The sequence below is a fragment of the Streptomyces justiciae genome, from assembly GCF_015163075.1.
GTDB classification, from domain to species: domain Bacteria; phylum Actinomycetota; class Actinomycetes; order Streptomycetales; family Streptomycetaceae; genus Streptomyces; species Streptomyces justiciae.
This window is the reverse complement of record NZ_JADDXU010000023.1, coordinates 122,103-139,974: the sequence shown is the minus strand read 5'-3', so window position 1 is coordinate 139,974 and position 17,872 is coordinate 122,103. Positions and strand designations below refer to the sequence as shown.

Genomic DNA, 17,872 nt, shown 5'->3' with positions numbered 1-17,872 from the left:
ACACCTCGAAGCCGCCGGGTCGCAGACGCACCCGGCGGCTTCCGTATGCCCCCCGTCGGCTGACACATCGGCGACCGGCCGCCTGCACTTCGGCTACTTCCGCCGCAGCTCCCGCGAGATGATCGAACGCGGAGCCGCGAACCGGCAGATGGCTAGGCAGGTCAGCCGGCGGACGCGGCGGTCGGTGGCCGCCCGGTGCGGATCGGTCCGTCGGTGCGTCGGCTGTACTGCGAGAACCCGCGATGCGTGAAGACGACGTTCGTCGAGTAGGTCGACGGACCCACGGTGCGCTACCAGCGCAGGGCTGCAGGCGACGGTGATTGCCGTGGTCACCGTCCTTGTAGCTACGGCCGGCTCCCGGCTCCTGCACCGGCTGCATCAGAGCCTGAGCTGGGCCAGCCTGCTTGGCTGCGTGATGAGCACCGCTCCCGCCGTTACGGCGCGATCATGGTCGACGTGGAGAGCCGGCTACCCGTTGGGCCTGGGACACACGCGGCGGTGCGCTAATCACCGACTGGCTGCGCGCGCACCCACAGATCCGTCCTGTGTCCCAGGACGGCTCGTCGGTCCACCGCGGTGCGACATATCGCCGCCTCTCAACAAGCGGCACCCCGCGCGGCTCGACGACTTGATCCACCGGGTCCGCACCTGCGGCGGTCCCCAACTGGGCAGCCTTACCACCTAGTTGCTCGACGACCTCGACGCGGCGACCGCGGCCGCAGGTGGCGGGACGCGTCGGCATTCGCCGCCTGCGCAATGCCTCCTGGCCCATGGGCGATCAACGCCCACGAAAATCCTGTACGCGCCGCGAACTACGCCCTACTGCGAACGGCTCTGGAGGAGCTCGCCGCGCAGACGACGAGCAGCTTGCGCCGTGGGTGACCAGAACCGTAGAGAAGCTGGCAGCCCTTGTGCTGCAAGTCCGGCACGGCTTCGTGATCCGCCGCAGGTACACGTGCTGCGGCATGCGTGGGTCCAGCACTACTGGGACGACGCGGACGGGCAGTTGGGCTGGCGCGGCCCGCCCGCTATACGACGCGAGCGGCCCCGCGATGCCACGATCTCCGAGACTGTCCCCGCCCGCGGCGTGCGGCGCTGCCGCTGTCCCATGCTGGCGAAGATGCGTATCGGAGATCACCAACAGCATCGGAAAGTGCCGAAGAGCCAGATCCAAGTCTCCGTTGACACCCGCGGGGTCGGCTGAGTCGCCCCCTGTCCACTCGGCAGCGAGGAACTCGACGCGGCCAGGGCAGGCAGTGTGAGATCAGTCGACAAGGTCGAGGGCAGCCTGGACGACGCTGTCGGTATCGATGCCGTGGTAGCGATACACCTCGTCCAGGGCGCCGGACTGGCCGAAATGTGTCACGCCCAGTGCGGTGAGGGACACCCTGTTGACGGTGGCCAGGAAAGCGAGGGTGTGTGGATGGCCGTCGAGGAGAGTGACCAGCGGCGTTGCACGGTCCGCGGGCAAGACCTGGTCGAGGATCCATGTCGGGTCATCCGACAGACCGCGACGCCCCTGGACCGCCCGGAACAGCAGATCTGGGCTGGTGACGCAGATGACGTCGGCGCTGTGACCGAGGGCGGTGAGCCGATGGGCGGCTGCCAGAGCTTCGGGGATCATCGCGCCCATCGCGGCGATGGTGACCGTCGGGTTCTGCGTACGCCGCAGCGGGTAAGCCCCCGCGACCACCTGACGCCGTCGTCGCTCGCGGGCCGCCACGTCGGTGGGCACTGCTGCCAGGGTCTGGTCGACGGATCGGGTGGACAGCCGCAGATACGCCGAGCTACCGCCCTCCTTGCCGAGGTTGCCGAGCGCGGCGAGCAGGGTCCACTCTGTGTCCTGGGCGAAGGCCGGCTCGTAGGACACACATCCTGGCTGCTCGATACCCAGGGACGGCGTGGTGATCGACTGGTGTGCGCCACCCTCCGGCGCCAGCGTGACCCCGGACGGCGTACCGACAAGGATCGACTGGCCGCCCGCGTAGATCCCGAACGACCAGGGTTCCAGGGCCCGGTTGACGAACGGGTCGTACACCACTCCGATGGGCAGCAGTGGCTGCCCCCACCTCGACCACGTCGCTCCCAGCTCCCCCAGCACACCGACCAGGTTGGTCTCCGCGATGCCCAGCTCCACGTGCTGCCCGGTGGGCTTCTCCCGCCAGTGCAGAATCGTCTCGGCATCGTCCGCGAACCAATCTGTGTGTTCGGTGTAGGACCACACACCGACCTTGTTCAGCCAACCGCCCAGATTGGTCGATGAACTGACGTCGGGCGCGACCGTCACGATCCGCCCGGCCGCCTCAGGCGCCCTGCGGGTCAGATCCAGCAGCGTACGACCCAGCGCCTGCTGCGTGTTGCCGTTGCCCGTTGGCGCCGGACGCCCGAGGTCCGACGGGATTTCAGGCGAAGCGTGATGCGGGATGATCGGGCGTCGTAGCCGCGCTGCCGCCGCCGCGCACAGCTGTGCCTCCGTCGACCCTGCGGGGAAGCCCGCCCACGGGTCGTCCAGGTTGCTCCCCAGCCGATTCGCCAGCTCCTCCATCTGCTCACCTGACAGCAGCGAGGAGTGGTTCTGCGGGTGGCCCTCGACCGGCAGCGCGTAGCCCTTCACCGTATAGGCGAAGACCACTGTCGGCCGGGAGTCGTCGATCGCCCCATATGCCCCGAGCAGCGCTTCCAGGTCGTGCCCGCCCAGGTTGCGCAGCGCGGACAGCAGCGTGGTGTCGTCCAGGTCGGCGATCAGTTTGGCGATCGGGTCGGCCGTGGACCCGGTCCCCGGCAGCCTTTCGCGCAGCTCACCAGCGCTGCACCGCAGCAGCCGCTGGTACTCCGGGTTGCCCATGGCGTCGATGCGGGTGCGCAGCGCATCGCCGCCGGGCCGCGCGAACAACTCCTCCAGCAACCGCCCGTACTTCAGCGTGAGCACCTGCCAGCCGGCCGCCGCGAACATGCCCTGCAGCTTTTCCGCCGACATCCCGGGCACGACCCGGTCCAGAGACTGCCGGTTGAGGTCGACGATCCACACGACCTCGCCCAGGTACGGAACCATCGGATCCTGCACGGCCTCCCAGATCGCGCCCTCGTCCAGCTCGGCGTCCCCGAGGAGCGAGTACTGCCGACCTGAGCCGGCCCCGCCGAAGTGGTCCTCCACATACCGGCGGGCGATGCCGCCCCAAATCGGGGCCGTGGCGCCGATGCCGACCGAGCCTGTCGAATAGTCCACCGGATCGGGGTCCTTCGACCGCGACGGATACGACTGCAACCCGCCGAACGACCGCAGCGTGGGCAGATATGACACGTCCAGCTCGCCCAGCAGGTAGTTGATCGCGTGCAGCACCGGCGAGGCATGCGGCTTCACCGACACCCTGTCCTCAGCGGCCAGCTCGTGGAACCACAGCGCCGTCATGATCGACGTCATCGAGGCACTGGACGCCTGGTGCCCGCCCACCTTCAGCCCGGTGGGGTTCGGACGGACCCGGTTGGCGTGGTCGATGATGGCCGTGGACAGCCACAGCACCCGACGTTCAACGGCCGCCAGTGCCTCCAGATCCATCCTGATCGCATGAGTCGTCATGACCACGGTCCTCCTTCCAGAAACGTTTGTATGGTCTGCAGCTGCATGGTCTGCGGCGTCTCGTCAGCGGGCAGAGCGGGCGGCGTCCGTGCTGCACCAGGTGACATGGTTGTCGGGCCGAACCGCGACGCCACTGGCGCAGCCGACTTCGCTGACGGCTGACCGCCTGCACGGCACCATCACGCCAGGCTCCCTTGCGGGCCGGAGGCCTTGGCTTTGGACGCCGCGGCGCGTGCCGGTTCCGGGATCAGTGCCGACGCGGCGAGCCCCACACCCCACATAGCGGCGATCACTGCGTAGCTCACCGTCCGCGAGCCGTCCGTGGCATCACGGAGCGCTCCGATCAGAAGTGCGCCGAGGAACTGGCCGATCGCTCCGAAGCTGTTCCCCACCGCCAGGGCCCCGGCGGCCGCTGCCGGGGGAAGTGCCGCGCCCGGGATCGACGCCAGGACGCCTCCGGTGCTGATGACCGCGCCGCCCGCTACTGCGAGCACCGTCATATGAGCCCAGAGGGTGTCGGGCAGCTGGGTGCCGACGAGCAGGGCCGTTGTTGCCATGCCGAACCCCATGAGCATCGGGGTTCTCCGGTTGTCGTGGGCGTCGCTCCACCGTGCGGCCAGCACCACGGCGATCGCCCCGACCAGCGAGGGCAGAGCGGCCATCGTCCCGACCTCAAGGGGTGTCGCGTGCGGAGAGAGGTCCTCGATGATGGTGGGCAGCCACAGGATCAGTCCCACCGATCCGCCGGTGCCGGCGAAGTACAGCGCCGCGAGCACCCAGACGAGACGCTGCCGGACCAGCAGGGCGAGGCGCATCCGGTCCTCGCCGGCCTTGACCGCCTCCTCCGCGGCAACGCGTTCGGTGACTGCCGCGCCCTCGGAACGCTTCAGCCAGCGGGCCCGGTCGGGGGTGTCCGCCGCGACGAAGAGCCACACGAACGCCCACACCAGCGGGGGCAGGCCCTCGATCAGGAAGACCGTGCGCCAGTTCAGGTGTTCCAGCAGCAGCCCGGTGAGCGGGGCGCCCAGCACCTGGGTAATCGGCAGTACCAGCAGGAACCAGGCCGCTGACCGGGCCCGCTCGGCGGACACGAAGTATCTGCTGAGCAGGAGGATGACGAGGGGGATCAGCGGCCCCTCGGCGAGTCCGAGCAGGAACCGCATGGCGACCAGCTGGGGCATGTTCTGCACCAGGCCGGTGCCCGTCGCGGCGAGGCCCCAGAGGATCATGCACCAGAACACGACCCTGCGCGGCCCGAAGCGGTGGGCCGCCCGTACGGCGGGTAGCTGAAGGAGCATGTAGCCGATGAAGGCCGCCCCCTGCGCGAGCCCGGTCGCGGTGTCTGACATGGGAATGTCGTCGTCGACGTGCGGGAACAGCTGTGCGGTGTTGGTGCGGTCGAGGTAGTGCAGCCCGTAGGTCACGAAGACGATGGGAATGAGGATCGTCCAGCGTGTCCGTGGCAGGGGGACGGGGGTGCGGGCGGAAAGGGACATGACCTACTCCTGGGGAGAGAGGAGCTTGCGCCGCTGTGGATGCAGGTGCGGGACGTGTGCGCTGTGCACGGTGAAGAAGCCCTGTCCGGCACGGAAGAACGAAGCTGAGGGGCGGTCGGGCAAGTGCCTTTCGCGTTCGAGGGAGATGGACGGCTGAGGCCTGGCGCGAGTGGGTGTCCGCGGGCAGATATCGGCGATGGTCGTTGGGCGTCCGGGGGTTCTGGCACGCGCGCGGGCCGGTGGTTGGGTCGCCCTTCGGATGGCGAGTGCAGGCGGGTGTGGGAGGCCCGGTGGGGAGGTCGTATACCTGCCCGATGCGGTGGCGGGCCCTTCAGGGCCTGCCGGGCAGGCGTTGCACGACGACCACCGGGCTCTCCCTGATTCGGGAGGAACTGGCCACCCTCATGGGCCGTCCCTCCCGGTCCTGGCCGCCCTTTACCGGGCCTGCTCCCGGTAGAGACCGATCTTGTCCATGAGGGGCTTGTCGCTGAAGTTGAACAGCACCGCCTCCTGGGCCTGGGAGGTGTTGGCGTGCCGGTGCCAGGCCCAGGTGGGGACGGCGAACGTGTCGCCCTTGGTCCACGCGAATTCGGTGCCGTCGATGACGGTCACGCCCTGGCCCTCGATGACGTGGTAGACGGTCGAGGAGGTGTGCCGGTGCTCCTCGGCTCGCAGCCCGGGACGCAGCAGGTTGACGCCGCACGACATGGTGGGTCCGACTGAGCCGCCGGTCGTGGGGTTGCGGAACTCCAGGGAGACCCCGTCGAAGGGGTCGCCGTCCTCGCCGCGCAGGGCGTCGAGCGCGCGGCGGGTGTCGGCCCACTTGTAGTTGAACAGCGGGGAGTCCATTCCCTCCCAGCGCGTCCAGGTCGGCAGGAGCTGGCCGACCCCGTAGCGCCTGATCGAGTCGCCGGTGCTCACGACCGGCTGCGCGCCCTCGGCCAGCTCCTCGTAGAAGATGCCTTCCAGCGACCTCGTGAGCGGCAGATCCAGCCCGTCCAGCCAGATCACGGGCTCGTCCCCGTCGTTGCGGTGGTCGTGCCAGCGCCAGCCGGAGGTGAGCACCACGTCGCCGGGTTCGAGCTCGCACATCTCGCCGTCGACGGTGGTCGACGCGCCGCGGCCCTCCAGGATCAGTCGGAGCGCGTTGATGGTGTGCCGGTGCGCGTCCGCGACCTCGCCGGGCAGCACCATCTGGATCGACGCGGTGAGCGTGTGCGTGGTCCCGATCTTCGGCTCCATGCCGGGGTTGATCAGGTTGAGCACCCGGCGGTCCGCCCCGTCCGCCCCCACCGGGAGCAGCTCGGCTGCCCTCAGCATGGCCGGACGGATGTCCGCCCACCGCCACAGATAGGGCTCCATGGCCGAAGAGGGCTCCGCCGGCATGAATCCCGGCTGGGTGATGAAGACCGGGCTCGCGTGGAAGGCGTGCACCTCGTCGACGAAGGCGGTGCGCTCCGCGGCCTGGGTCTCGGGTGTGGCTTCGGTGATACTCATCGGCTTTCGCTTTCTTTCTCGGCTTCGTTCCCGACTGCTTTCTCGACGGCGATCACATGTAGCCCCGGGAGCGGTAGAACCGCTCGGCGCCGGGGTGCAGCGGGAGCTCGGCGTTCTGCCAGGTCTTCGCCAGGTCGACGGGCTCGCTCAGGCCCTTGTGGGCGCCCTGGGACTCGAAGAGGGTCTCCATCTGGGGCAGTTGCTGCTCCAGGCCCTGCAACGCCAGGAAGACGAGTTCGTCGTCGACGTCTGCGCGGCAGTAGAGCATCCAGCCCGCGAAGTCGATCGTCGGGACGTCACTCCCGATGCCCGGCAGCCGTCCCGCGGGGAGCACGGTCCGGCGGGCGCCGTACTTCGCCTCCAGGGACGACAGCACCTCGTCCTCGACCGGCAGGAAGGTCATGGGCACGGCCTCCGCCAGCTCCAGCCACGACTTCGACATGATGCCCTCGTCGAAGACCGCGTCGAGCTTTCCGTCCGCGAGCAGGGCCGCGCGACCCGTCAGACCGCCGTCGGTGACTTCGAGGAAGTTCAGCTGCCGTTCGCCGGAGGAGACGGTGCCTCCCCAGCCCTCGATGTCCTCGACGCTCACCCCGTACTCGTCGTACAGCAGGTCCATCACCCAGCCCAGCGGGTGGCCCAGGTGCGTCGGCCCGGTCGAGATGCGCAACGGGATCTTCTCCTCGAAGATCTGCCGCAGCGAGGTGATCCCCAGATCCGCACGGACCGCCAGGGCGAGCTGGTCGAAGTGGGGGAAGACGCAGACCGCGCGCAGGTTGAGCGGCCTGTCGGTCAGCCCGAAGGCGGTGACACCGTCCGCCGCGGCCTTGGCCAGCCAGGGCGGCGACGTCATGCCGAAGTCGTAGGTGCCGTCGTCCACCAGCTGCATCCCGCGCATACACGATTTGCCGGTGTCGATGGTGTGGATCGAGACCGACGAACCCTCGGGCAACGGGCTGTTGTAGCCAGTGAGGCCGAGCCCGATCATGCTCCCGACCCTCAGCCAGTTGGCGCCCGAGGTGAGCAGCCGTACCTCGATAGGAGAACTCATCAATGATCATCCCCTTAAGTCGTTAGTCAGTACACTACTATGAGCCGCAGCGCGTGGCTACAGCCCGCCACACGTGTTTCGGGTAACGAGAGGGTGTGCACCCCATGCCGACGCCAGAATCCGCCTCTGCGCACAAAGACCGTCGCGTCGCGGCCGGCCACGACCTGGAGTCCGTGGCCGCCCACTGCGCCCGGCGAGGGTTCAACCCCGAGGTGGTCGCCGATCGCGAAGAGGCACTGCAGAGGATTCGTGAACTGATCCCGGCCGGCTCGGACGTCACCAACGGCAGCTCGGTGACACTCCGCGAGATCGGTCTCATGGCCGAACTGGAGTCCTCTCGGCACTGGCGCTGGCGCCGGGCCGAGATCTACGCCACGAAGGAGCCCGAGAAGCGCGTGGAGCTACGTCGTTGGGCAACTACCGCCGATTACATGGTGGGCAGCGTGAACGCGCTGGCCGCTACCGGTGAGGCCGTCTGTCTCGACGCGGGCGGCACCCGCGTCGGCGGCTACGCCTACGGCGCGGGAAAGGTCATATGGGTGGTCGGCCGCAACAAGATCACCCCCACACTGGCCGAGGCCATCGACCGTGTGCGCACACACGTCTTTCCGCTGGAGGACCAGCGCATGCGCAGAGACATGGGCCAGCCGGCCTTCGCCGGAAAGCTCCTGCTGGTCGAACACGAACCGCTGCCCGACCGGATCAAGCTGATCCTCGTGGACGAGGACCTCGGCTACTGACGGCCTCCCCGCGCCGAACACCCCCACTCCGCCGGCGTGCGCCTCTCGAAGGGCCCTGCGGGGGCGTACCTGGACCGGTGCGCCCCCGCAGGGCCCTTCAACCCGTCGGATCACCGCGTCACTGTCCGGTGCTGAACGTGTCCGCCAGGCCGGAGGACGAGTGCTCCGCCGAATCGGACTCCAGTGCGGCCAGGATTTCGGCCTGCCTGGCTCGGTACCGGGCCACGTTGGCGAGCTTGACGTCCTCGTAGCCGCGAACCATGTCCGGCAGTTCGGCGAGTTCACGGACGAGCGGGTCGCCGGGCGCGATCCGCACCGCGCGGCTGATCGCCTCGCGGTATTCGGCGATGAGTGCGCGTTCCGTGCGGCGGACGGGGTGGTGGCCGAAGGGGTCCAGCCACTTGCCGCGGACCGTGCGCAGGGCGCGCAGCGCGCGGAACGCCGGGCGGAACCACGGGCCGAGCTTGATCTTTCTGTCGATGCCGAGCGCACGCAGGATGGGCGGGTGGAGGTGGTAGGTCGCTCGGGAGCCGACACCGAACTGCGCGTCGATCTCGGCCTGCAGACGCGGATCCAGGCTGAGCCGTGCGACCTCGTACTCGTCCTTGTAGGCCATGAGTTTGTACAGGTTCCGGGCGACCGCTTCGGCGACGTCGGGCGCCTCGCGGCGTATCTGTTCGACGAAGCGGGCGTACTGCGCGGCGTAGGCCTCGCTCTGGTACGCGACCAGGTCGGGAATCCGCAGGTCGAGCAGCCGCGCGAGTTCGCTACCGGGTTCAGCTGCGACCAGGGACCGAAGGCCCGGGGAACCGGCGGGCTCGGCGGCTTCGTTGGCCGGCGGCGTGGCGGACAGTTCCGCCAGCAGGCCTGCGGGATCGGCGACGGCCTGGCGGCCGCGCCGGAACGCCTGGAGATTGGCGGCCACCGCCGTGCCGTTGAGCTCGATGGCGCGCTCGATGCTCGCGGCCGTGATGCCGACGGCCCCGGCCTGGTAGGCGGCGCCCAGCTGGAGGATGTTGGCGAACTGGTCGTCGTCGAAGAACGCTTCGGCCAGTCCGCGCGCGTCGAGGTAGTACTGGTGCCGGGTCGCGGCGTCGATGGCGGTTCTGAGGGACGACGCGCTCGGGAACGAGACGTTCGGGTCGACGATCATGCTCCCGGTGGGGACCTCGGTGGTGGACACCACGGCGGTCGTCCGGGCCGCGTGGGCCACACGCAGGTTTTCCGGGTCGGCACCGACGAGGGAGTCGCAGACGAGGTAGAGGTCGCATTCGCCGGCCGCGAGTTTCGCCGCCTGCTCGACGGACGCCGAGGTGATCTTGAGGTCGGAGACGACGGCGCCGCCCTTCTGGGCCAGCCCCGTCTGGTCGAGGGTCCGAACCTGTCGGCCGTCCAGGAACGCGGCGGTGGCCAGGATCTGCGTGGTGGTGACCACGCCGGTGCCGCCGACGCCGGTGATCCGCACGGTGAAGTCGCCCGTGACGGCGGGGTCGGTGAAGGCGTCCGCCGCCAGCTCGGCGAAGACCCGGTGTGCGCGTCGGCCGGTGGGCGTCACCGTCATGAACGACGGACAGTCGCCGGCGAGGCAGGCGTGGTCGACGTTGCACGACGACTGGTGGATCGCGGTCTTGCGGCCGAACTCGGTCTCCACCGGCTGCACGGACAGACAGTTGGACTTGACGCCACAGTCACCGCAACCCTCGCAGACACGCTCGTTGATGAAGACCTTGGCGGTGGGGGCAGGTTCGAGGCCCCGGCGCCACTTGCGGCGCTTCTCCGTCGCGCACTCCTGCTCATGGATGAGCACGGTGACGCCCGGGACCTTCGCCAACTCCTCCTGGGTACTCAGCAGTTCGTCCCGGTGGCGGACCTCGACCCCCTTGACGGCCCTGATACGGCGGGGCGCGTCGCTGGTGATGACCACCTTCGCCGCGCCTTCGAGGAGCAGCAGTTCAGCGACCTTGTGCACCGGCAGACCGCCCACCGCGTCCTGTCCCCCGGTCATGGCGACCGCGGAGTTGTACAGGAGCTTGTAGGTGATGTTCACCCCGGCGGCGACGGCCGCCCGCACAGCCAGGCTGCCGGAGTGGGTGAAGGTGCCGTCGCCGATGTTCTGCACGAAGTGCTCGGCGTCGACGAAGGGCGCCATCCCGATCCACTGGGTGCCCTCGCCACCCATCTGGGTCAGCCCGATCACGTCGCCGACGGCTTCGGGTTCCATGAACAACGCCATGGTGTGGCAGCCGATACCGGCACCGACGACCGTCCCCTCGGGGACCTTGGTCGAGGAGTTGTGCGGACAGCCCGAGCAGAAGTAGGGGGTTCGGCTCAGCAGCGGGAGATCTATACGGCCTCGGGGGGCGGGGGCCGGGGCGAGCTCGGCGTAGTGCGCGAGCCGGGAGCGCAGGCCCCTGGCGACCTTGTCCGGGTCCAGCTCGCCGGACTCTTCGAAGAACTCCTTCCCCCGCACCACGGGGGCGTCATGACGGCCGTAGAGGACCTCCTTGACCGCGGACTCGATGAACGCCCGCTTCTCCTCGACCACCACGATCTCGTCCAGGCCGGCGGCGAACTCCCGGACGATCTGGGGTTCCAGTGGGTAGACCGCGCCGAGCTTCAGCAGCCGGATCCCGAACCGGCCGAGATCCTCCTCGCCGAGCCCGAGGCTGCTCAGGGCCTGCCGGACGTCCAGGTAGGTCTTGCCCGCCGCCACGATGCCCACCCGGGCACCGCTGCCGCTGCCGCTGATCCTGTTGAGCCCGCTCGCCCGGATGTACTCCATCGCGAGCGGCAGCCTGGTCCGGAACAGGCTCTCCTCCAGGCCGGCCAGCTCCTTGCCGAGCAGTCGGGCACTGGGCTGATGACGGTAGGCGGAGTCGGGCAGCTCCGGCGGCGCCCACTCGCTGCTGACCAGGGCCGTTCCGGCCGTGTCGGCCACGTTGGTGACCAGCTTCATCGAGGACCACAGGCCGCTCGCCCTGGAAAGCTCCACCGCGTGCAGGCCGAAGTCGACGATGTCCTGGACATCGGCGGGGTAGAGCACGGGGACCGCGAGATCGGCCAGGGCACGTTCCGACGCGCATGGGACGGTGGAGGACTTGGCGTTCGGATCGTCACCCACGAGGGCCACCGCGCCTCCGCGCGGATCCGCGCCGACCAGGTTGGCGTGGCGCAGGGCGTCGGTCGCCCGGTCCAGGCCCGGGGCCTTGCCGTACCAGAGCCCGGTCACACCATCGGTGCGCGCGCCGAGTCGTGCCGTCAGCTGGCTGCCCATCACCGAGGTCAGGCCCAGTTCCTCGTTCAGGCCGGGCTGATGCACGACCCGGTACTCGTCGAGAAGGCGACCGCGCCGCGCCAGCTCCAGGTCGAAGCCGCCCAGCGGGGACCCCTCATAGCCGGAGACGAACGCGGAGGTCTCCCTCCCCTTACGGCGATCATGCCGGGCCCGGTCGAGCAGGACGCGGACGAGAGCCTGGATGCCGGTGAGATAGACCTCTCCGTCTTCTTGCAGGTAACGATCTTCGAGTGTGAACGTGACCACTGCGGAACTTCCTCACGGGCGATGGCGAGCATGCTCGGCGCGCGCAGCGCCATCTGCTCGGCGGGGGTGTGGCCGAGGCGCGGCCGGAACGCGGCAGCCTCGTGGGCCAGATGCTTGTCTCTTGCCTGATCAGGCCAGGAAATGCGCGCGGCTGAGCAGGTTGGGCGAAAAGCCGCCGCGGTGCGGCAGCGCGCCGACGGTGGGCGGGGCTGCATGCACTTGCGGCCCCGCGGCTGAGCCGCATATCGGCACTGCGAGCGGAGCGCTCAGGCGGCCGCGTCGCCTTACGGCGCGAGTTCGGTGGTGAAATACGAGCTGAGGCGCGCATGGTTGGAGCGGTAGTTGCCGATGAAGGAGGCGATGCGCCAGCCGTCCGGAGTCCGGCGGCAGGTTCCCTGCCCCAGCACCCCGGAGACTTCGAAGCCGCCGTCCGGCCAGGCGTTGGTCTGAGTGCCCGACATCATCACCTGGGCGGAGTCCCCGTCGAGGTTCACCACGACGTTGGTCCACTGGTGCTGGCCCGTGATACCGGCCGCCTCACGCCAGTTGGTCTTCCTGCTGAGTCCGGTGTTCTCGCCCTGGTCCCAGTTGACGAAGACCGGAACACCGTCAATATGGGTCGCCAGACTGCAGTCGGACGTGATCATCGAAGGAACCGCGTCCCAGTCCCAGCGATCGATATGCGCGTGGAACCGGAGGACCAGCTCGGTCACTTCGGCGCGGTCGAGAAATGCGGAAAACCGTTCCCGCAGGTCCGCGGGCAGTTGGCCGACACCGTCGGAGGTAGTCAACGGTTTGCTCCTTCCGGGCAGAGATGTTCGCACCGAGCATGGAGCGCCGACGTGGTGGTAGGCACCGCCGACAGCGCCCATCACCACGTCGATGCGTAGTTACCCTACAAACGACTACTCTTCAAACGCAAGGGGATGATGCCGGACAAGGCCTGCTTCAGGAGCCCGCGCGCGGTCCTTTCCGGCGAGCCGTTGCCTGCCGTCCGGCCGTGTCGCCGCCGCGGCGGGGTCCGGCCGGCCGCAGCGGTTCCCGGGACGGTTCGACGGTGAAGGCCGACTGGTTCAGGCGCTGCAAAAGGGCCGCGGCACGTCCCGGCGTCCTGAAACGCTGGACCTCGGGATCAGTGGTGAGCACCTCCCGCGCCTCCCGCTCGACACCCAGCTTGCCGAGCACCAACTGCATGCTCAGCTCGTAGCGGACGAGTTCGGTGGCCACCAGCACGATCGCCGGATCGTCCGCGAAGACGCCCCAGGCCTCGTCCTCCACCAGGCCACCGATGACGACCTGCTCGTTGTCCATACCGACGATCAACAACCGACAGCCCAGACTGGCCAGCGCCTCCTCATCGTTCGTCGTCCGGTGCAACACCGTGTAACCGACCGGCTCCTCCGGCTCAACCAGACTGGAGTACACGGTCTCGACCCGGATTCCGTTGCCGGCCGCCCGCCGCAACATCGGTGCGAGTTCCGCGTACTCGGCCGGCCACGCGAACAGCAGCAGACTCTGCTGCGCCGCACCGATCAGATCCTCACACCGCTCGATCAACTGCTTACGGCCGCCCAGCGGATGCGTCAGATGCGTGGTCTGCTGCGTGGTCACATGCCGCAGCGAACGCTCCAGGCTGTCCAGCGAGGCCTCGGTCTCCCGGCGGACCCTGCTCAACAGCATGTTCGCCGGCATGGGTACGTAGGCGGTCGCGCCGCCCTCGCCCTTGACCTCGTACGCCGCGTTCCTCGCCGTGAGCTTGCCGAGAATCTCATACACCGTGCTGCGCGGGACTCCGGAGCGCTTGGCCACCTCATACCCGTTCAGCGCCTCACCCGCCGAGATCAGCGCGATATACGCCTTGGCCTCGTAACCGGACATACCAACGAACTGAAGCTGCGAGATGAGATCGTCCACACCGAACATCGTAGTCGTTAGCAAACACACGTCCAGCGCCATCGGCTCGGCCGGCTCGGTCAGCAACCCGGGGAAACCGCCCGGAGCAGATTTGAGACCGGGAATCCACGGATCGCCCTGCCGAACAGATGTATCCCGGCCGGGGCCGGCGCGATCCACAGCACAAACGCGTCGCTCTTCTGCCGTCGCTGCAGTTTCCCCTCGCGAGGCCAGTGGCGACCTCCGACCCCGCACACCGCCGGCTCCAGGCGGCACGGCCGAGAAGGTGGGGAGCTCACCCCACCGCCCGTCGGCGTGCATCAATCTGCCGCAGCCGCCTCGCCGCCGCCCTCACCACACCGCAATGAAGCGCAGCACTGGTCAGAGGGTGCGGCCGAACAGGTCCAGCAGGCCCGCCCAGTGGCGTTCGTCCGCCTCCTTGTTGTAGAGGGGTAGGAGGTCGCTTGAGCAGAAGCCGTGTTGGGCGTCGGCGTACATTTCGCTGCGGTGGCGGACGCCGGCCGCGGAGAGGACCGCGTTGAAGCGCTCGACCTCTTCGGGCGGGTTGATCGTGTCCTTGTCGCCGTTGGCGAAGAAGACCTCGCCCTTGATGTGCTCGGCAGCCAGGTGGGGGCTGTCCGGCGCGTCGGTGATCAGGTGGGAGCCGTGGATGATGGCCGCGGCGGCGACCCGGTCCGGGTAGGAACCCGCCGTACGCAGGCACAGCATGCCCCCGTTGCAGTAACCCGTGATGCCCACAGAGCCGCCGGTGGTGAACTCACTGACCTCCAGCCAGTCGAGCCAGGCGAGCGCGTCACGCATCGCGTCCTTCGGAGTCAGCGACTGTGCCACCGGCACGGCTCTGCCGACGACGTCCCAGAGGATGTCGTCGGTGACGACGTCGGGCATCTCCACGACGGGTGCCGGGCTGCTGCGGTAGAAGACGTTGGGTACCAGGACCGTGTAGCCGGCCGCCGCCAGGCGGTCCGCCATCTTCTGCATGCTTGGGCGCACGCCCATGATGTCCGTGTAGAAGAGGACGGCCGGGTGCGGGGCGTCGTCGTCGGGGCGCGCGAGGTACGCATCGGCGCCTCCGTCCTGGGTGGGCAGGATCAGGGTCGTTCCACGGACTGCGACTGGGGTCACGGCTAACTCCATTTTGTGCGAGAGCGGCCTGGTCGCGGTGGTGTCACTTCTGAGGGATGAACACCGGCGCAGCAGTAGCGGCGAAGACCGTCATCCGATGCTTGTGCCGCCTGGCGCGCGGGGCCTTGTGCCTCTGTGGGCGGTGAAAGTCACCGATTCGGCGCGCCGGTCACACCTGCTGTACAGGCAATACCAGACCTTAAGCGGACAGCCGTCCGCCAGGACTGACCGTATGGGACAGCCATCCCTCTGGCAAGGGGGAGTGAGCAGCCGATGTCGATGCCGTCCATCGAGAGAGGCATACCGACCAGTCCAGTCCCATGCGGTTCGCGGGATGGGGCTCCAACTCGCCTGGCACCCGGAAGGCGGGCCCTTGGTACTGCTCGGCGTCCGCCATGCACGGCGGAAGCAAGCGGACAGACGCCTGTCCGCTCGGCAGGGCTGACCACTCGGCCGTCGACCTCCGGATCATCAGCCCCGCCCGGGCGCCCCCGCGCGCAACCCGTCCATGACGATGCCCAGAAGCCGCGCACTCTGGGTTTGCCAGTCCCCGCGGAAATCGATCTGCCAGATGCCGGCGATGGCCAGGATGAAGTCGTCGGCGGTCACCCCCGGTCGAATGGTGCCCGCCTCATGGTTGGCGGCGAGCAGAGCTTCGAGCGCCTCGACCACCAGGGCGTAGCCCGGCTGGGCCGGGCCGGCCGTCGTGCCGACGATCTGCCGCATCGCGTCCGACAGGCCGACCTTGGCGATGCCGAAGCGAGCGAGCTGGTCCATCCATTCACGCAAGGCCTGATCGGGCGCCCGGGTCTTGAGCAGTTCCGTCGCGGTGTCGGTGAGCACCTGCACCTCGTGACGGTAGATCTCAAGGACGAGTGCCTCACGGTTGGGGAAGTTGCGATAGAACGTGCCCTGCCCGACCCCCGCCTTCTTGGCGATCAGGCTCAACGGGACTTCCACGTCGCGGGACAACTCGGCCAGCGCCACCTTCAGGATCCGTTCCCGATTGCGCTGCGCGTCCGGGCGCTGAGGCCCGTCGCTCCTGGATCGCACTTCCCTCTCCTTCCGGGGCTCACGCACCAACCCTTGATAGCCGGACAGCTGTCCGCTATGTTCTCGACTTGCGGACACCAGTCCGCCTGATGTTCACCATAGCGTCGGCCGCAGCGGAGCCGAATGACGGACGGCGTGCGACCGGTGTTCGGTCCCGCCGTCGAGGCACATCGAATGGACGCCCCCGCTCCTGGCGCCCGTCACGGTCAACGGCGTCGGCGGGTTCGGAAAACGCGGGCGCGGTGGCACTCCCCAAAGGTGTCTGTCACCCCCGACACCCTCTCCCCTCCCGTACTGATCGGGTCCTGTCCAGGGAGTAACCAAGTGTCCAGGGAGTAACCAAGTGCTTGATATTTCCCGAGAATTGGGTCGCTGGCTCGAAGAGGGCCGGGAGTTCGCGGTGGCGACCGTCGTCGGCGTCAGTGGCAGCGCGCCGCGCGGGCTCGGGGCCGCCCTCGCTGTGGACCGTAACGGCACGGCCATCGGATCTGTCTCCGGAGGCTGCGTCGAAGCAGCGGTCTATGACCTGTGCCGACAGGCCCTCGCCAGCGGCACAAGCCTCGTTGAACGGTTCGGGTACAGCGACGACGACGCCTTCGCCGTCGGACTCACCTGCGGCGGCATCCTCGACATCCTCATCACACCCGTCACCGCCACCACACCGGCCCGGGCCGTCCTCGAATCCGCCCTGAGCGCCATGAACCACGGTGAACCAGCAGCCCTCGCCCGGATCACCCGCGGCCCGGCCGACCTCCTCGGCGCGCCCCTGCTCGTCCACGCCGACGGCACCTACGAAGGCTCGTACGCAGACGACCGCCCCGAACTGGAGCAGGCCGCCGCCGCTCAGGCACACGCCCTTCTCCAGGCCGGGCGCACCGGCACGGTCGAACTCTCCGAAGACGGCTCCCACTGCCCCGGCGGCATCACCCTGCTCGTCGAGACACACGTCCCGCCACCGCGCATGATCGTGTTCGGCGCCATCGACTTCGCCGCCGCACTCGTCCGCGCCGGCAAGTTCCTCGGCTACCACGTCACCGTGTGCGACGCCCGCCCCGTCTTCGCCACCCGAGCCCGCTTCCCCGAGGCCGACGAGATCGTCGTCGACTGGCCCCACCGCTACCTGCGACACACCGAGACCGACCCGCGTACCGCCGTGTGCGTCCTCACCCACGACGCCAAATTCGACATCCCCCTCCTCCAGCAGGCCCTGCGCATGCCCGCCGCCTACATCGGCGCCATGGGCTCCCGCCGCACCCACACCGACCGCGAGCGCAGACTCCTCGAAGCCGGCCTGACCGAACAGGAACTGGCCCGGCTCCGCTCACCCATCGGCCTCGACCTCGGCGCCCACACCCCTGAAGAGACCGCCCTGTCCATCGCCGCCGAAATCATCGCCACCCGACACGGCGCCACCGGTGTTCCCCTCACCCACACCCAGACCCCCATCCACCACACCCCGGCACAGCCCGTGGCCGTGGACGCAGCCTGACGCCGAACCTCACCGGCCCAGCGCGCACCGAACCAAGCGCACATCAGCCGGTCACCTTGTGGCCGGGTGTGAGGTGGTGGTCGGGTCCCGCTGGGGCTCCGAGATCGTGAGGGTGCTCATGCCGCGCTCCCTAGGGTGTCGATGCCGATCGTGGTCGTGGTGCCGTAGTACTCCACCGCATCCCTGGTCACGTCCTTGAACGCCTCTTCCGGCGGCATCGTCCGCTGACCCGGCTCGAACAGCGGAATTCCGCGCCACGGCGCTTGATCCTCTGCAGCACGCCGTGGGACACGACCCTGTGGTGTCCGGCGAGTTGAGTCTCAGGAGGCCCTGGTCTCGATGTCGATCGCCACAAGTTCGGCGGTTCACCTGGTCGGCGTTTCCCCTTT

11 protein-coding genes are annotated in these 17,872 nt (G+C 68.7%); 2 read left to right on the top strand and 9 right to left on the bottom strand.

Annotation, left to right across the window (positions count from 1 at the left end):
- Nucleotides 1–1,264 precede the first annotated feature (1,264 nt).
- From IQ210_RS41390 to IQ210_RS41375, 4 genes are all read right to left on the bottom strand, one after another.
- Nucleotides 1,265–3,577: a transketolase-like TK C-terminal-containing protein gene (locus tag IQ210_RS41390; RefSeq protein WP_026178576.1), complete on the bottom strand. Its 2,313-nt coding sequence runs from the start codon at nucleotides 3,575–3,577 to the stop codon at nucleotides 1,265–1,267.
- A 179-nt stretch (nucleotides 3,578–3,756) separates the two neighbouring features.
- Nucleotides 3,757–5,073 carry an MFS transporter gene (locus tag IQ210_RS41385; protein ID WP_019068893.1) on the bottom strand — a complete coding sequence of 439 codons (1,317 nt, stop codon included), beginning with the start codon at nucleotides 5,071–5,073 and terminating at the stop codon, nucleotides 3,757–3,759.
- Nucleotides 5,074–5,508: 435 nt separating this feature from the next.
- Nucleotides 5,509–6,570 (bottom strand): cupin domain-containing protein, encoded by a 1,062-nt coding sequence (locus tag IQ210_RS41380; protein ID WP_019068892.1) that lies wholly within the window; start codon nucleotides 6,568–6,570, stop codon nucleotides 5,509–5,511.
- A gap of 52 nt (nucleotides 6,571–6,622) precedes the next feature.
- Nucleotides 6,623–7,621 (bottom strand): TAXI family TRAP transporter solute-binding subunit, encoded by a 999-nt coding sequence (locus IQ210_RS41375; protein WP_194084408.1) that lies wholly within the window; start codon nucleotides 7,619–7,621, stop codon nucleotides 6,623–6,625.
- 104 nt (nucleotides 7,622–7,725) lie between these two features.
- Here IQ210_RS41375 and IQ210_RS41370 point away from each other — a divergent pair, with 104 nt between their 5' ends.
- Nucleotides 7,726–8,361 carry a lactate utilization protein gene (locus IQ210_RS41370; protein WP_078532446.1) on the top strand — a complete coding sequence of 212 codons (636 nt, stop codon included), beginning with the start codon at nucleotides 7,726–7,728 and terminating at the stop codon, nucleotides 8,359–8,361.
- 118 nt (nucleotides 8,362–8,479) lie between these two features.
- Here the strand turns inward: IQ210_RS41370 and IQ210_RS41365 are convergent, their stop codons facing one another.
- The 5 genes from IQ210_RS41365 to IQ210_RS41345 form a co-directional block, all read right to left on the bottom strand.
- Nucleotides 8,480–11,902, bottom strand: coding sequence for an indolepyruvate ferredoxin oxidoreductase family protein (locus IQ210_RS41365; RefSeq protein ID WP_019068889.1), 3,423 nt, complete (start codon nucleotides 11,900–11,902; stop codon nucleotides 8,480–8,482).
- Between the two features lie 284 nt (nucleotides 11,903–12,186).
- Complete coding sequence (locus tag IQ210_RS41360) at nucleotides 12,187–12,693, bottom strand: nuclear transport factor 2 family protein (RefSeq protein WP_019068888.1); 507 nt, start codon at nucleotides 12,691–12,693, stop codon at nucleotides 12,187–12,189.
- Nucleotides 12,694–12,850: 157 nt separating this feature from the next.
- Nucleotides 12,851–13,882 carry a TrmB family transcriptional regulator gene (locus tag IQ210_RS41355; RefSeq protein ID WP_228049395.1) on the bottom strand — a complete coding sequence of 344 codons (1,032 nt, stop codon included), beginning with the start codon at nucleotides 13,880–13,882 and terminating at the stop codon, nucleotides 12,851–12,853.
- Nucleotides 13,883–14,176: 294 nt separating this feature from the next.
- On the bottom strand, nucleotides 14,177–14,941 hold the full coding sequence (locus tag IQ210_RS41350; protein ID WP_019068886.1) for a dienelactone hydrolase family protein: 765 nt from the start codon (nucleotides 14,939–14,941) through the stop codon (nucleotides 14,177–14,179).
- 471 nt (nucleotides 14,942–15,412) lie between these two features.
- Entirely contained in the window at nucleotides 15,413–15,994 is a 582-nt protein-coding gene (locus IQ210_RS41345; RefSeq protein WP_194084407.1) for a TetR/AcrR family transcriptional regulator, read from the bottom strand.
- 343 nt (nucleotides 15,995–16,337) lie between these two features.
- Between IQ210_RS41345 and IQ210_RS41340 the strand changes: the two genes are divergently transcribed.
- Complete coding sequence (locus tag IQ210_RS41340; protein ID WP_194084406.1) at nucleotides 16,338–17,483, top strand: XdhC family protein; 1,146 nt, start codon at nucleotides 16,338–16,340, stop codon at nucleotides 17,481–17,483.
- Nucleotides 17,484–17,872: the final 389 nt, after the last annotated feature.

What these genes read in the sequence shown, in the direction of transcription:
- IQ210_RS41375 (WP_194084408.1), bottom strand. Translation starts at nt 7,621, where the DNA reads ATGAGTTCTCCTATCGAGGTACGGCTGCTCACCTCGGGCGCCAACTGG.
- IQ210_RS41380 (WP_019068892.1), bottom strand. Translation starts at nt 6,570, where the DNA reads ATGAGTATCACCGAAGCCACACCCGAGACCCAGGCCGCGGAGCGCACC.
- IQ210_RS41385 (WP_019068893.1), bottom strand. Translation starts at nt 5,073, where the DNA reads ATGTCCCTTTCCGCCCGCACCCCCGTCCCCCTGCCACGGACACGCTGG.
- IQ210_RS41370 (WP_078532446.1), top strand. Translation starts at nt 7,726, where the DNA reads ATGCCGACGCCAGAATCCGCCTCTGCGCACAAAGACCGTCGCGTCGCG.
- IQ210_RS41390 (WP_026178576.1), bottom strand. Translation starts at nt 3,577, where the DNA reads ATGACGACTCATGCGATCAGGATGGATCTGGAGGCACTGGCGGCCGTT.